The organism is Chitinophaga sp. CCNWYY40 (genome assembly GCF_037483205.1).
GTDB classification, from domain to species: Bacteria; Bacteroidota; Bacteroidia; order Chitinophagales; family Chitinophagaceae; genus Chitinophaga; species Chitinophaga ginsengisegetis.
The window spans coordinates 746,526-760,202 of record NZ_JBBHLF010000005.1 but is presented as its reverse complement, the minus strand read 5'-3'; the positions used below and the strand labels follow the sequence as shown (position 1 = coordinate 760,202).

Here is a 13,677-nt window from a genome sequence, read left to right as displayed (position 1 = left end):
TTTTCGTTACCTTAACTAGTAAAATGACGTACAATGGGTTTCCTGCTTCGTATACTAGTTAGTGCTTTAGCTGCCATGTTAACCGCCTACCTGCTGAAACCGGCAGTAAAAGTTGATAGCTTCATTACCGCGCTGATACTGGCGCTGGTGTTAGCGCTGTTAAATGCCCTGGTTAAACCCCTGCTCATTTTACTGACATTCCCGGTAACCATCGTTACCCTCGGGCTTTTTCTTTTTGTTATCAATGCACTGATCATTCTACTGGCCGCTAAACTGGTACCCGGTTTTAAAGTGGACGGTTTCTGGTGGGCCCTGCTTTTCAGTATAGTCATGACCGTAATCAACAGCGTCATGATCAGCCTTGCCGGCGGTAACAACGATTAGCCCTTACCTTTACTGCCTGTTAAAAAGCCAATTCATGCACTTTGACCGGTCAGACCTGAGCGATGCGCAATTAGTGTCTTTCTATAAAGCATTGGTATATCCACGGCTTATAGAAGAAAAAATGCTGTTGCTACTTCGGCAGGGTAAAATAAGTAAATGGTTTTCAGGCATCGGCCAGGAGGCTATTGCCGTAGGCGCCACCCTGGCGCTGGAAGCAGACGAGTGGATACTTCCACTGCACCGCAACCTCGGCGTGTTTACCACCCGCGAAATGCCGCTCCACAAACTATTGCAGCAATGGCAGGGAAGCGAAGACGGCTACAGTAAAGGCCGCGAACGCTCCTTTCACTTTGGCAGCAGGCCACATCACATATGTGGTATGATCTCCCATCTCGGGCCCCAGCTCTCCATTGCCGACGGCATTGCACTGGCACACCAACTGAAAAAAGAAGAAAAGGTATCCCTCACTTTTACCGGCGAAGGCGGTACCAGCGAAGGAGAATTTCATGAAGCGCTTAATGTGGCGGCCGTATGGGGGCTGCCGGTCATCTTCCTGATAGAAAATAATGGCTACGGACTAAGTACTCCCGTCAGTGAACAATATCGCTGTGCCAGCCTGGTAGATAAAGCCATTGGCTACGGCATGGAAGGTGTACAGATAGACGGCAACAACCTGCTGGAAGTATATCAAACCATACGAACCGCAAGGACCTATGCCATCAGGGAACAGAAACCAGTACTGATAGAAGCCATGACCTTCCGCATGCGCGGCCATGAGGAAGCCAGCGGCGTGAAATATGTGCCTCCGGCCCTGTTTGAGGAATGGGGTAAAAAAGATCCTATCACACAATATGAATCCTTCCTGGTACACGCAAACATACTTTCTGCAGAAAATATGTCCGCTATCCGGGAAGAACTGAAACATGAAATAGAAGTACAAGTGGCCGCGGGCCTTACCGATACCCCGTTTATTGCCAATACACAAACAGAACTAAATGACCTGTATGCCCCGGCTCCCGCTCCCATAGCCGCTTCGGGACCATCTTCAGAAAAGCGTTTTATCAATGCCTTGTCCGACGGTCTTAAACAGGCGATGGAGCAACACCCGGAGCTGATCCTGATGGGGCAGGACATTGCAGCCTATGGTGGGGCTTTTAAAATCACGGAAGGCTTCCTGGAACAGTTTGGCGCAAACAGGGTGCGCAATACCCCACTGTGCGAAAGCGCGGTGATCGGCGCTGCACTGGGCCTCTCCATCGGGGGATTCAAGAGCATGGTGGAAATGCAGTTCGCTGATTTTGTGACCTGTGGCTTCAACCAGATTGTGAACAACCTGGCGAAAATACATTACCGCTGGGGCCAACCGGCTGATGTGGTGATCAGGATGCCCGCCGGTGGCGGCGTTGGCGCCGGTCCTTTTCACTCACAAACCAACGAAGCCTGGTTTACCCATGTACCCGGCCTGAAAGTGGTATACCCTTCCAACCCTGCAGACGCCAAAGGCTTGCTCACTGCGGCTTTCGCCGACCCCAACCCCGTCATGTATTTCGAACATAAAGCGCTGTACCGCAGCATCAGCGGACCGGTACCCGATAATTATTACACCCTGGAAATAGGGAAAGCTGCGCTGGTACAGCCCGGAGAAGATATCAGCATCATTACCTGGGGCAGCGGCGTACACTGGGCGCTGGACTACGCCCAACAACACCCGGCGCTTTCTATCGCTATACTGGACCTGCGCACCCTGCTGCCTCTCGATTACGCGGCTATCCGCGAAATAGTAGCGGCAACCGGTAAAGTGCTGATCCTGCATGAAGACACGCTGACAGGCGGCTTTGGCGCGGAAATCAGCGCCTGGATCGCTGAACACTGCTTCCCTCTCCTGGATGCCCCGGTGATGCGGTGTGCCAGCCTGGATACCCCCGTGCCTTTTGCCGGCTCCCTGGAAAAAAATTTTCTCGCCAAAGCAAGGCTGGACAAGTACATACAGCAATTAACCAACTGGTAACCGGCCGTTTGATTGGGAATATGCCTTGAAAGTTTTAATTTGCATCCGGAATAATATAAAATCATTATACAATGTTGATGAATCTTTTAACAGTAGTACACACCACCAATTTTTATAAAGTTGGCGATAGTATCGGAGGTTTCCTGGCTCCTGTGGCCATTATCATTTTTGCTGCCATGTTTATCTATGCATGGGTTAAATACGCAAAAATCTAATTGCAATAGTTTTTCACATCGCATTATAAATAGAAGGGGCCATCTCAATGAGATGGCCCCTTCTATTTATAATGTTTCTTCAAACTTTCAGCTTTTCATGGTAAGCTGCGATAGCACGGAAGTATACCGGATCACTCTTCCGGACGTATATACTGGTTATAATAGTGTTCCGTGTAACGCAAATTCTCTTCGTCAAAACATACCAGGATCACTTCTTCTATTTCTGTATTTTTCTCCAGGTATTTCACGATGGTGTCCATCGCTATTTTTGCAGCAAGGTCTTTAGGAAAATGGTAGATGCCTGTACTGATATTAGGGAAGGCAATACTTTTCAAATGGTGCCGGTCGGCCAGCTCCAGTGAGTGCCGGTAGCAATTGGCCAGCAGGATATCTTCTTCACGGGTGCCGTTGTTCCAAACCGGTCCTACCGTATGAATAACATGTTTTGCCGGTAAACGACCGGCAGTGGTAATAACCGCTTCGCCGGTTTTGCAACCTCCCTGCCGGGCAACAATGGCCCTGCAATCATTGAGTATATCCGGCCCGCCGGCGCGATGAATGGCTCCATCCACACCACCTCCACCCAAAAGCGAAGAGTTGGCCGCGTTAACAATGGCATCTGCCTTTACTTTTGTGATGTCGCCCTGAATTATGCTGATCTTTCTATATGCCATAGGATTATACAGTTCTTACGTACACCAGCTTCCCGGTTTTCTTTCCACTTTCCCTGATATCTATTTCAAAGTCCGGAAAACTTTTCAGCAATTGTACCAGCTTATTGAATCCAAAGTTACGGGAGTCAAAATCGGGCTGTTTCTTCAAAAGCAGGTTACCAAGTTCTCCCAGGTAGGCCCATCCGTCTTCATCTGCAATATCATTGATGCTGGTGGATATTAAAGATACCAGTTGCTTATCCGCTTTACTGATGCTGTTCCGTTTGTCTTTGGTAGTCTTTGTTGTTTTTTCAGTATCTGTTTTCTTTTCTCTGACCTGCAAAATTTCCAGGTAAATAAATTTGTCGCACGCGGCCCTGAACGCACTGGGCGTTTTTTGTTCCCCCATACCATATACAATCATCCCGGCCTCGCGCAGGCGGGTAGCCAACCGGGTAAAATCGCTGTCGCTGGATACGAGGCAAAAGCCATCCACCCTACCGGTATACAGTATATCCATTGCATCAATGATCATGGCCGAATCGGTGGCGTTTTTACCGGAGGTATAACTGTATTGCTGGATGGGAGTGATCGCATAATCGAGGAGTACCCCCTTCCATCCTACTACCGTGGGCTTCGTCCAGTCGCCGTAAATTCTTTTAAAGGTAGGATTACCATACTTGGCTATCTCTTCCAGCATACCTTTAATATTGTGATACGGGATGTTATCAGCGTCTATCAGCACTGCCAGGCGGAGATCTTTCGTGGTATTATCCATTGTTTTAATTTTTGGGTTGAAGGGGAACATCAGCAAAGGTAGCCAATTGATGAAAACTAAAAACGTGCCGGCTACAGTTATTTACTGCCACCAGCACGTTAGTTATTTTAAGTGTTTTGTTTAGCTCAGGTATGCGCGGATCATCCAGGCCAGCTTCATGTGCTTTTGCAGCATTTGGGTGGCAAAATCTGCGGCGCCTTTATCTTTGTATTTCTCATCAAATTCGTCGATGAGCCTGCGCAGGTTGCGGATAATTGTTTCATGATCATCCAGTAATTCCTTGAGTTGTTTTTTCTGGTCGTTGGAATACTCGGATTCGAGCAGGTTGGTCAGTTTCAATACATCGGCGTAACGGCCTTCTGCGTAGTGTCCCAGTGAACGGATGTATTCTGCTACCTCATCACCAAAGTCCTGCAGCTCTTCATATTGTGCTTCATAGAACTTATGCATTTCCATGAAATTACTTCCTTCGATATTCCAATGGGAATTGCGTGTTTTAGCATAAATCAATAATTCATCAGCCAATACTTTATTCAGTTCTAGTGCTATTTTCTTTGTGTTTTCTGCTGAAACACCAATGTTTGCTTTCATATCATCGAGTTTTTTTGGTTACTATAAATTTAATATTTCCCTGATTAGCGGACTATGATGATTGTCATAATTTAACAACCGGTTAATATAAACAGACCACTACTGATTTTTGTTCATGAGATCGCCGGGGTGGCAATTACTTTGCTAAAATTGTACCATAGTTCCTAATTTTGTGTGCATGTATCAGTCGAAGGAAAGAATTTACACCCTGCATTTTATACTTCTTTGTCTTAGTAATGCGCTCTTTTCTGCCAGCTTCAATATGATGATCCCTGAGCTGCCGGCTTATCTTACCCGGATGGGCGGCGCCGATTACAAAGGATATATTATTGGTCTGTTTACCTTAATGGCGGGGCTGTCGAGGCCATTCAGCGGAAAATTGACAGACACCATAGGACGTGTGCCTGTTATGATTTTCGGGTCGCTGGTATGTGTGGTATGCAGCCTGATCTATCCGTTGATCAGTTCTGTGGGTGCGTTTCTGTTACTGCGGTTCTTTCACGGATTTTCTACGGGGTTTAAGCCTACGGGTACTTCTGCCTACGTGTCTGACATGGTGCCGGTTACGCGGCGTGGCGAAGCGATGGGGATGGTGGGATTATTCAGTACCATTGGTATGGCTATGGGGCCGGCCATTGGCGGATATGTGGCGGTACGATGGAATATTAACATCATGTTCCAGTTGTCTGCTGTATTTGCGTTGTTGTCTGTGGTTATTCTTATAGGGATGAAAGAAACCCTTACCAATAAGCAGCCCTTCCGGTTTTCGCTGCTAAAGATTTCCGGTAATGAGATCTTTGAACCATTGGTATGGTCACCGGTGATCATTACTTTCCTCACCTATTTCAGTTATGGCGCCATTCTCACTATCATACCGGATTTCAGCGCCTACCTGGGAATAAGCAATAAAGGGCTCTTCTTCACTTTCTTCACCGCCAGCTCCATCGGTATCCGGTTATTAGCGGGCAGGGTATCAGACCAGTTTGGCCGCGTACCTGTTTTAAAGATCTCCGCGCTGATGATGGCTGGCTCCATGCTGATGATGGCGCTGGCCCATAATAGCATATTACTCCTTTCCTCCGCAGTAGTATACGGAATTTCTGTGGGGCTCAACTCCCCTGCCGTTACTGCCTGGACGGTTGATCTGGGGCGGCCAGAACATCGTGGGCGCGCACTGGCCAGTATGTATATTGCCATGGAAGCCGGTATCGGCCTGGGAGCTTACTTTTCGGCTTTCATTTATAATAATCACGCCACTAATTTCCCGGTTACGTTCTATGTATTTGCCGCTATCACGATAATGGCTACCTTATATCTCAGTTTCATCTATAAACCCAGGAAGGCAGCTGATGCCGCTCCGCAGCAGTTGTAGTTTGCAGTCCCGGAAGATGTGCGTGGTAAAGCAGCGGATAGTAAAGGTGGTTCCATAGTTTCGCCTTCCCTCCGGCATCATTGATGCCCCTGCTTTTCCCTGCGCACTATTCCACAACATCCGTGTCTGCAACCCCTTTTGCAGGAATTACAGTAATCTGCTCTTCATCAGGCAGTGACAGGTCTGCAGCCGTATCTGCTTTCAGATCTTTTGGCAGCACCTTCTTATTGTCAAGACCCAATTTGCGCATTCTTTCCGCACGGCCCACAAGATTACCGTTCCCGGTGGATAACTTATTCATGGCGCTTTCATAAACATTCTGGCTGCGTTTCAGGTGTTCCCCGATCAGGCCCATATCTTCCGCAAAGCCCACAAACTTATCATACAAGGCGCTTCCCTGTCTTACAATTTCTTCCGCGTTCTTATTTTGTTTATCCAGTCGCCACATATTATCAATCACGCGAAGTGTAGCCAGTAAAGACGGTACACTCACCAGTATAATTCTTTTACGGAAAGCAAAATCATACAAGTCTTCATCCACCTGCATAATCGCCAACGCATAAGCCGGCTCAATGGGGATAAACAACATCACAAAGTCGGTAGTGTTTTTATACAGCGTATGATAAGCTTTGGCACTTAATTCGGTTACATGGTTTTTCACCGACTGCAGGTGCATCCTGAGCGCCTGTTTCTTTTCATCTTCACTGGTGGCGCTGCAATACTGCTCATAGGCTTTCAACGATACTTTGGAGTCAATCACCAGTTGCCGGTTCTCCGGCAGCTGCAATACCAGGTCGGGTTTTCTCAGTTGCCCGGTTTCGTCACGTTGCGCATCCTGGGTAAAATAATGCACCCCCTTTTCCAGCCCGGAAGCCTCCAATACCCTTTCCAGGATCATTTCTCCCCAGTTTCCCTGCTTCTTCGTATCTGCTTTCAGGGCATTCGTCAGGTTATTCGCTTCTTTGGACAGCGTTTGATTGAGCAGTAACAACCGCTGCAACTCATTCTTTAACTCGGTACGCTGCGCCGTTTCCGCTACCAGCGACTGCTGCACGCTACTGCGGAAGTTGTCGATCTTCTCGGCCAGCGGCTTCAGTACATCATCCATTTTCACCTTGTTCTGCTCCATGAACGTACCGGAAATACGCTGTAACAGTTGCTGGGCAATATTCTCAAACTGGATTTTAAAATCCTGCTGCACCTGTTGCAACCGCTCCTTCTCCCCGCTCAACTGCAACTGGAGATACTTATTCTGCTCCATGATGCGGCCCTGTTCAGACATCAGCACCGAAAACTCTTCGTTTATCCGTTCCAGTTGCTCCTGCTTCTCTTTCACCAATGCCCCTTTATCATCCAGCATATTCTGCAGGTATTGCTGCCGGGCCTCCAGCAGATTATACTTTTCCTGCAGGGCCGCCTGGCTGGCCTGCCAAATACCCTGCTGCTGCGTCAGCACCGCCTCCTGGGCACGCTGTTGTTGTTTAGCAGCGAACAAAAGGTAGCCGAGCACCAGTATCACAATTCCCGAAATGACGATTAGTGTAATCATGATAATTTCCTCTGAAAGCAAAATAACTTATTACTACGCACTGAATCTGCGTTGCGGTGGATAGATAAACTTCTTCAAAAATCATTAAAAAAGCAGGAACAACCGGAAATTGTTCCGCCCGTTCCTGCTTTCAATATAGTTAACCCTGTTATAAACGCTCGTATAGCTTACGCAGTCTTTCGCGGGTCATAATCTGCTGCCAGTCTTTCCCCAACGCATTTTCCCACAACGGCGCCATACCCAGCGACACATTAATCATCGTTTCAAACTGCTCATCTGTTAAGCCTTTGGTGATACCCTGCGGGATATCAATCTTGTGCTTTTTCACCATTTGCTTAAACTTTATCACGCCTTCGGGATAAAATTCTTCCAGCTTATCAAACACTATACAGTTACCAATACCATGCTTGGTACCAAGCAGGTACGCCAGGCCATAACTCACAGCATGTGCCACTCCTACCTGGGAATACGCAATGCTCATCCCGCCTGCATAAGAAGCCATCATCAGCTTTTCGTCGGCATCATCATCCCACTGATCCTTTTGCAGGAAAATTTCTTCACACAGCTCCTGCGCCTTTTCACCATATGATTTACTGAATGCGTTCAGGTAAGTGCCTTCCAGCGATTCCACACAGTGAATAAAGCAGTCCATAGCAGTATAAAAACGCTGGTTTGCCTCCACAGTTCTGGTCAGCGAGGGGTCCAGCACAATCTGGTCAAACGGCGTAAAGTCTGAGTTCATACCCAGCTTACGGGTAGGCCCTGTTAACACACAGGTACGGCTTACTTCCGCTCCTGTACCGGAAATAGTAGGAATACCCACTTTATATACACCGGCTACTTTCACAAGATCCCATCCCTGGTAATCAGCAGAAGAACCCGGATTGGTCATCATCAGGGATACCGCTTTAGCCATATCCATCACAGAACCGCCGCCAATACCAATGATACCGGATACTGTGCCGAATTCCGCTTTTAGCTCATCACGGATCTTATCTACTGTTTTGGTTTTAGGCTCATCGGTCACATCAATCACCACAATTTTGTCCTTCCCTTCCAACGGAAGACGGGCCAAAAATTCATTCTTATCCTGGAAGTACTCATCCACGAAGAATATCATGGGAGCATCACCTATGCGCCTGGGGGCCAGTATTTCACCCAGCTGATCAAAACATCCGCTGCCGTAAACTACGTAGTCCACCATTTTAAAATTCCTGAATTTCATATATCCGTGTTAGTTAGGTATTATAAAAGTTTTGCTGCCTTTTCCAGGTCTTCCGGAGTATCTATTTCCACGCCCATGTAGGAAGTCACTACCATCTTCATGGGAATGCCATTCTCCAGGTAACGCAAACATTCAATTTTTTCGGCGGCCTCCAGTGGAGTCACCGCCAGCTGTGTGAAATCCAGCAGGGTTTGTTTGCGGAAAGCGTAAATACCGATATGCTCGTAGTAGATGCTTTTGATATCTTTATTCCGTGGATAGGGAATAACGGAACGGGAGAAGAATAATGCGTTGAAATTCTTATCTACCGCCACTTTCACGTAATTAGGATCTTCAATGGACGCCGGGTCTTTCAGTTCCTGCATCAGCGAAGCCACCTGTACTTTCTTTCCTTCTTCTCCTTCAAATACTTTCAACAGCTTTTCCAGCGGCGCTTTCTGTGTAAAAGGCTCATCTCCCTGCACATTCACCACAATATCCACATCCATATCTACAACGGCTTCGGCTATACGATCGGTACCGCATTCATGTTCCTTTTTGCTCATAACGGCCTTGCCTCCGTTATTTACAATTTCATTATAGATAAGATCACTGTCTGTCACTACCATTACATCGTCAAAAACCCCGGTGTTTACAGCAGATTCATAGGTTCTGAGTATCACCGTTTTATCACCCAGCTTAGCCATCATCTTACCTGGAAAGCGGGATGCTCCATAACGGGCAGGTATCAACGCTATTTTTCTCATGTAGTATTGGTTTAACTGCAAAGGCGCAGACAACAAATATACATTGCTGCCGGACGCCTTTGTCAGATCAATTATAATGCGCTTTTAACCGCCTTCACGAGTTTATCTGCTCTTTCGCGGATTTCCTCATCGCTCCAGCCCAGGTTGATCGGGGTGGAAATGTTTCTGCCGATAATAGCATCTGAAGCAGGGAATTCTTTGGTTTTGTAAACTTCCATGGCCTGTTTCAGTTCTTTTGCAAAAGGAGTCAATACACTTCCTTCCTTAAAATGCTGCCACTGGCGGATGTAGTGCCAGTTGTTATCATAGTAATGGAAGGCGGCCAGTCCTGCGGCTTTCATCGCAGCAGCCGCTTTGGCTGCCTGGGCTGTTTCCGGCAGGAAAAACGACAGGAAGGTAGCGCTGTCGCCGGCTTCATCCGGCAAACGGCGGAAGGTTACACCCGGCACAGTAGCCAGTGCATCTTTGAATATTTTCTTGGTTTTACGCTGTATTTCCAGGAAGGTATCCAGTTTGCGGATCTGCGCCAGTCCTACTGCAGCATGCAGTTCAGAAATACGGTAATTGTAACCGATAAACGGATGAAGATCAGCACCACGGTCTACTCCGAGATGATCATGACCATGATCCGTATAGCCGTCACATTTAGTATAAATGTCTTTATTATTGGTAATGATGGCGCCGCCTTCTGCGCAGGTGATTGTTTTTACGAAATCAAAAGAAAACGTACCGGCATCACCGATAGAACCCAGCGCTTTCCCTTTATAGGAAGCACCGAAGCTCTGGCAGGCATCTTCCAGCAGGAACAGGTTATGCTTTTTGCAAATGGCCTGTAACGCATCCAGATCCGCCATTGCACCACACATATGCACCGGCATTACTGCCTTAGTACGGGGAGTGATGGCAGCTTCCACTGCTTTGGGGTCCAGGGTAAGGGTATCATCCACATCTACCAGTACCGGTGTAGCGCCTACGGAAAATACCGATTCAAAGCTGGCCACAAAAGTAAAGGTGGGCATAATGATTTCATCGCCGGCGCCCAATCCCAGGGCTGCCATAGCGGTGGTCAACGCGGCTGTACCACTGGAGGCCAGCTGGGTATACTGTACATTCAGTTTATCGCAAATAGCCTGTTCCAGCTCCTTTGCTTTCCAGATGCCTTTACGCGGACCGTCGAATCCGTAACGCATCATTATTCCTGTTTCCAGTACGTCGTTTACTTCTTTCCTTTCCTCGGCTCCAAATAGTTCATATCCGGGCATAAACTGTTGATTTTAAAATATAATTTGAATGAGTGCTTTTTAAATAGTGCTGCAAAGTTACTATAATAGGCATTGCGTTACATCGGAAAAACTGTTTATCTTTTGCTAAAAATTCACCATGCGTTTTATACTGTTCCTTACCCTGTTGGGGGTTTTAGCCGGAATGCCCACCCACGCACAGAAAGCCCGGGCCGCCGATCAGCAGCAGATTGCTGCACTCATGGCCACACAAACATCTGCCTGGAATAAGGGGGATATCGAGGGCTTCATGACTACCTACTGGCATTCCGATTCCCTGCTGTTTATTGGCAAAAACGGGGTAACCTATGGCTGGCAGGCCACGCTGGACCGCTATAAGAAAACATATCCGGATGCCGCTGCAATGGGTAAACTGGATTTTAAACTGCTGGAATTCAAACCCCTGGCTTCAGATACCTACCTCTTAATCGGGAAATGGCACCTGGAAAGGACTATAGGAGACCTACAGGGCCACTTCAGCCTCATCTTACAAAAAATAAAAGGACAATGGAAAATTATTGCCGACCATAGCAGCTAAAAAAAACCATCCCAGGAATAGGATGGCCGCTATACACCACAACATTAAAGAAGTTCTGGACTTCTTTATCTTTAGAAATAAAGTTTGAAAGTTTTCATATGATATGGTAAAAAGTTCAATGCTTTGATTTTTTACCGGCTTCACTATCCCTAACGGCTTTGTTCTCCTTCTCAGGTTTATCAGACAAATCGCCATGTAAGGGATTACGGGTAGTAGTGCCTTTATCCTGATCCAGTATATCTACCGGTTTTTTCTTCCTGTCATGATATTCACCGGTATGATCTGTTTCCTTCTTTTTCATACGTTCTTTTTTGAAGATGAAAATATGGAGATACACAGAAGGATCACAAACACTATTCCACCTGCAAAACAGGCCGTTTTGGGCACTTAGCGAACTGTGTCCGGGGTATCAGTTCCACAAAACCCTGATGCACAGTGAGAAAGAATAACAACATAACGGGTGCGGAAATATTGCAGTTATGATTAACATTAGATTTACAAAAACTATGATCATTATCTCATATCTTCGATGCCTCAAACGAGTTTTAACCCGTAACCTCTGATCAACCACGAGTAGTTTTAATCAAGTTCCTCCTAAAGCCGATTTTTAGTTTTAATCCAAGTCCTGTTTAGAACCCGGTATCTATTTACTATAACTTATTACTGGTTATGCCCGGGAAAATTATGCGTATTGCCACCGCACTGATGGCTGTTGTTATTTATTGCAGTTGTACTAAAAAGACAGATCTTGCCCTGGATGAGCCGGGAAAAACACCTCCTGCAGATACGTCGGTGGTACCCGAAAATAAAGTGGACCGCAACGCCCTGTTGCTGCTGGTAAACGGATTACGCAGCCGCGGCTGTAACTGTGGTACAGAACAGATGCCCGCCGTGAGCCCTGTTACCTGGAACGGCCTGCTGGAAAGAGCAGCCTATGATCACAGCAAAGACATGGTACTGAATAAATATTTCGATCATACCGGGCTCAATGGCTCTACGCCTGGCGCCCGTCTGGATGCCGCCGGGTACAAATGGAACTACTACGGGGAAAATATTGCCGCCGGCAGCCTGGATGAACAGGCCGTGATACTCGGCTGGCTAAACAGCCCGAAACATTGTCATAATATGATGGATGCTAAATTTACAGAGATCGGCATCGGCCGCTATAACAACGACTGGACAATGGAATTGGGCAGAAGATCCATTGCTAACTAATCAGGGAGCGCTCATCTTTTTGCGCCACATGCGCCATACAAAATAAAGATACGCTGCCATGGAAATCCCAAACCAGCTATAGAAAAAGATCATCCTGCCGGGGGTAGACTCCTCCGGCACGGCAAATCCCAGGTACAACCCCAGGAATACATTGATCATTAACCAGAAAAAGCCAATAAAGATGGTCCGCATAATTTTTATGAGGAAATGAAACAATTCATAATCCATCTTATTGGGATCCGGCGCCGGTTTTTCCTGTTCTTCTTCCATAATCTTTTATATCAGCAATACTAAGGTATGCACAGTTTGGCAAGGTCTGTACTGTCACCCTTAAATACATTAAAATCAACGGTGGTCCGGATACCATTTACCCGGCCGATATCGCTGTGCTGCCAGAACAACCAGGCCCTGTCGGAACGCGGCCGCTCTTTCTGATAGTAATGTGCAATCCATAAAGGATAACGGTCAAATTCGCTGCCAAGATACGTTTCGTAAAAATGAATATTGGTGTAGATGATGGGTTTTACTTTGTATACTTTCTCCATTTCTTCCAGCCAGATCTTTGCGGTGCTGCGGATTACCGCCGCAGGCTGGTTATTGCTGGTTTCTATATCCAGCACCGGCGGAAGGTCGCCGGTTTGCAGGTCGGCCACATTGTGAAAGTTAATAGCCTGTTTCAGCGGATCCCGGGTGGCATAGAAGAAATGGTAAGCGCCCCGGATTAAGCCAGCCTTTCCGGCCTTGTCCCAGTTTTGTTTGAAGGCGGCGTCCTGCCGTGTAATACCCTCTGTTGCTTTTATAAACGCAAAGGATATACGAATTTTATCCACCTGCATTTGCTTTACTGCTGCCCAGTTGATGTCTTTCTGGAATTTAGAAACATCTATACCGTGTATCTTATAATTCACCGGCATGTCAATTCCAAATTCTTCATACCGCACAAATTTCACTTGCTTTTCCCGCTCGCGCCACCATAAATAAGCCACTGCGGCTAATACTACCAGTAATATTAATAATAATCGGATCCGGATGCTTTTCACTTTTGCTTCTGTTAGTTGCAGGGTAATTGGGTAAGGATGCTGTAATAATTGCCGGCAGTCCTATTTTTTACAGCAAGTATAGG

Annotated in this window: 16 protein-coding genes; 6 read left to right on the top strand and 10 right to left on the bottom strand. The window is 46.9% G+C overall.

Going from position 1 to position 13,677, the window contains the following annotated elements; all coding sequences use genetic code 11:
* The first annotated feature begins 33 nt into the window (after nt 1–33).
* From V7S65_RS22185 to V7S65_RS22175, 3 genes are all read left to right on the top strand, one after another.
* The gene (locus tag V7S65_RS22185) at nt 34–384 is read left to right on the top strand and encodes a phage holin family protein (protein WP_079471432.1); all 351 of its coding nucleotides are present in this window, start codon (nt 34–36) and stop codon (nt 382–384) included.
* A 34-nt stretch (nt 385–418) separates the two neighbouring features.
* On the top strand, nt 419–2,392 hold the full coding sequence (locus V7S65_RS22180; protein ID WP_079471433.1) for an alpha-ketoacid dehydrogenase subunit alpha/beta: 1,974 nt from the start codon (nt 419–421) through the stop codon (nt 2,390–2,392).
* A 71-nt stretch (nt 2,393–2,463) separates the two neighbouring features.
* The gene (locus V7S65_RS22175; protein WP_159454376.1) at nt 2,464–2,607 is read left to right on the top strand and encodes a hypothetical protein; all 144 of its coding nucleotides are present in this window, start codon (nt 2,464–2,466) and stop codon (nt 2,605–2,607) included.
* Nucleotides 2,608–2,738: 131 nt separating this feature from the next.
* Here V7S65_RS22175 and V7S65_RS22170 read toward each other — a convergent pair whose 3' ends face one another.
* The 3 genes from V7S65_RS22170 to V7S65_RS22160 form a co-directional block, all read right to left on the bottom strand.
* Nucleotides 2,739–3,281 (bottom strand): O-acetyl-ADP-ribose deacetylase, encoded by a 543-nt coding sequence (locus V7S65_RS22170; protein WP_079471434.1) that lies wholly within the window; start codon nt 3,279–3,281, stop codon nt 2,739–2,741.
* A gap of 4 nt (nt 3,282–3,285) precedes the next feature.
* Nucleotides 3,286–4,038 (bottom strand): NYN domain-containing protein, encoded by a 753-nt coding sequence (locus V7S65_RS22165; protein ID WP_079471435.1) that lies wholly within the window; start codon nt 4,036–4,038, stop codon nt 3,286–3,288.
* Between the two features lie 120 nt (nt 4,039–4,158).
* Nucleotides 4,159–4,629 (bottom strand): Dps family protein, encoded by a 471-nt coding sequence (locus tag V7S65_RS22160; protein ID WP_079471436.1) that lies wholly within the window; start codon nt 4,627–4,629, stop codon nt 4,159–4,161.
* Between the two features lie 178 nt (nt 4,630–4,807).
* Here V7S65_RS22160 and V7S65_RS22155 point away from each other — a divergent pair, with 178 nt between their 5' ends.
* The gene (locus V7S65_RS22155) at nt 4,808–6,001 is read left to right on the top strand and encodes an MFS transporter (RefSeq protein ID WP_111577238.1); all 1,194 of its coding nucleotides are present in this window, start codon (nt 4,808–4,810) and stop codon (nt 5,999–6,001) included.
* Between the two features lie 106 nt (nt 6,002–6,107).
* Here V7S65_RS22155 and rmuC read toward each other — a convergent pair whose 3' ends face one another.
* From rmuC to V7S65_RS22135, 4 genes are all read right to left on the bottom strand, one after another.
* Nucleotides 6,108–7,550 carry a DNA recombination protein RmuC gene (gene rmuC, locus V7S65_RS22150; protein ID WP_336387618.1) on the bottom strand — a complete coding sequence of 481 codons (1,443 nt, stop codon included), beginning with the start codon at nt 7,548–7,550 and terminating at the stop codon, nt 6,108–6,110.
* Nucleotides 7,551–7,698: 148 nt separating this feature from the next.
* Nucleotides 7,699–8,775, bottom strand: a complete 1,077-nt coding sequence (locus V7S65_RS22145) for an iron-containing alcohol dehydrogenase family protein (protein WP_079471439.1) — start codon at nt 8,773–8,775, stop codon at nt 7,699–7,701.
* Nucleotides 8,776–8,795: 20 nt separating this feature from the next.
* Nucleotides 8,796–9,521 carry a 3-deoxy-manno-octulosonate cytidylyltransferase gene (gene kdsB, locus V7S65_RS22140; RefSeq protein ID WP_079471440.1) on the bottom strand — a complete coding sequence of 242 codons (726 nt, stop codon included), beginning with the start codon at nt 9,519–9,521 and terminating at the stop codon, nt 8,796–8,798.
* 71 nt (nt 9,522–9,592) lie between these two features.
* A complete protein-coding gene (locus V7S65_RS22135) occupies nt 9,593–10,783 on the bottom strand; it encodes a DegT/DnrJ/EryC1/StrS family aminotransferase (protein ID WP_336387619.1) in 1,191 nt (396 codons plus the stop codon).
* 118 nt (nt 10,784–10,901) lie between these two features.
* On the opposite strand from V7S65_RS22135, the gene V7S65_RS22130 reads away from it, so the two are divergent.
* Nucleotides 10,902–11,339 carry a YybH family protein gene (locus tag V7S65_RS22130; protein WP_336387620.1) on the top strand — a complete coding sequence of 146 codons (438 nt, stop codon included), beginning with the start codon at nt 10,902–10,904 and terminating at the stop codon, nt 11,337–11,339.
* Nucleotides 11,340–11,454: 115 nt separating this feature from the next.
* Here V7S65_RS22130 and V7S65_RS22125 read toward each other — a convergent pair whose 3' ends face one another.
* A complete protein-coding gene (locus V7S65_RS22125; RefSeq protein WP_079471443.1) occupies nt 11,455–11,640 on the bottom strand; it encodes a hypothetical protein in 186 nt (61 codons plus the stop codon).
* Between the two features lie 368 nt (nt 11,641–12,008).
* Here V7S65_RS22125 and V7S65_RS22120 point away from each other — a divergent pair, with 368 nt between their 5' ends.
* Nucleotides 12,009–12,554: a CAP domain-containing protein gene (locus tag V7S65_RS22120; protein WP_336387621.1), complete on the top strand. Its 546-nt coding sequence runs from the start codon at nt 12,009–12,011 to the stop codon at nt 12,552–12,554.
* Here the strand turns inward: V7S65_RS22120 and V7S65_RS22115 are convergent, their stop codons facing one another.
* Together V7S65_RS22115 and V7S65_RS22110 are read right to left on the bottom strand one after the other, a co-directional pair.
* Nucleotides 12,555–12,824: a hypothetical protein gene (locus V7S65_RS22115; RefSeq protein WP_079471445.1), complete on the bottom strand. Its 270-nt coding sequence runs from the start codon at nt 12,822–12,824 to the stop codon at nt 12,555–12,557. It abuts the gene before it with no gap.
* A gap of 20 nt (nt 12,825–12,844) precedes the next feature.
* Nucleotides 12,845–13,594, bottom strand: a complete 750-nt coding sequence (locus tag V7S65_RS22110; RefSeq protein ID WP_336387622.1) for a glycoside hydrolase family 25 protein — start codon at nt 13,592–13,594, stop codon at nt 12,845–12,847.
* Nucleotides 13,595–13,677 lie beyond the last annotated feature (83 nt).

Excerpts from the sequence above, each read along its gene's own strand:
- V7S65_RS22120 (WP_336387621.1), top strand. The coding sequence starts at position 12,009 with ATGCCCGGGAAAATTATGCGTATTGCCACCGCACTGATGGCTGTTGTT.
- V7S65_RS22170 (WP_079471434.1), bottom strand. The coding sequence starts at position 3,281 with ATGGCATATAGAAAGATCAGCATAATTCAGGGCGACATCACAAAAGTA.
- rmuC (WP_336387618.1), bottom strand. The coding sequence starts at position 7,550 with ATGATTACACTAATCGTCATTTCGGGAATTGTGATACTGGTGCTCGGC.
- V7S65_RS22145 (WP_079471439.1), bottom strand. The coding sequence starts at position 8,775 with ATGAAATTCAGGAATTTTAAAATGGTGGACTACGTAGTTTACGGCAGC.
- V7S65_RS22115 (WP_079471445.1), bottom strand. The coding sequence starts at position 12,824 with ATGGAAGAAGAACAGGAAAAACCGGCGCCGGATCCCAATAAGATGGAT.
- V7S65_RS22160 (WP_079471436.1), bottom strand. The coding sequence starts at position 4,629 with ATGAAAGCAAACATTGGTGTTTCAGCAGAAAACACAAAGAAAATAGCA.
- V7S65_RS22180 (WP_079471433.1), top strand. The coding sequence starts at position 419 with ATGCACTTTGACCGGTCAGACCTGAGCGATGCGCAATTAGTGTCTTTC.
- V7S65_RS22185 (WP_079471432.1), top strand. The coding sequence starts at position 34 with ATGGGTTTCCTGCTTCGTATACTAGTTAGTGCTTTAGCTGCCATGTTA.
- V7S65_RS22135 (WP_336387619.1), bottom strand. The coding sequence starts at position 10,783 with ATGCCCGGATATGAACTATTTGGAGCCGAGGAAAGGAAAGAAGTAAAC.
- V7S65_RS22125 (WP_079471443.1), bottom strand. The coding sequence starts at position 11,640 with ATGAAAAAGAAGGAAACAGATCATACCGGTGAATATCATGACAGGAAG.
- kdsB (WP_079471440.1), bottom strand. The coding sequence starts at position 9,521 with ATGAGAAAAATAGCGTTGATACCTGCCCGTTATGGAGCATCCCGCTTT.
- V7S65_RS22130 (WP_336387620.1), top strand. The coding sequence starts at position 10,902 with ATGCGTTTTATACTGTTCCTTACCCTGTTGGGGGTTTTAGCCGGAATG.
- V7S65_RS22165 (WP_079471435.1), bottom strand. The coding sequence starts at position 4,038 with ATGGATAATACCACGAAAGATCTCCGCCTGGCAGTGCTGATAGACGCT.
- V7S65_RS22175 (WP_159454376.1), top strand. The coding sequence starts at position 2,464 with ATGTTGATGAATCTTTTAACAGTAGTACACACCACCAATTTTTATAAA.
- V7S65_RS22155 (WP_111577238.1), top strand. The coding sequence starts at position 4,808 with ATGTATCAGTCGAAGGAAAGAATTTACACCCTGCATTTTATACTTCTT.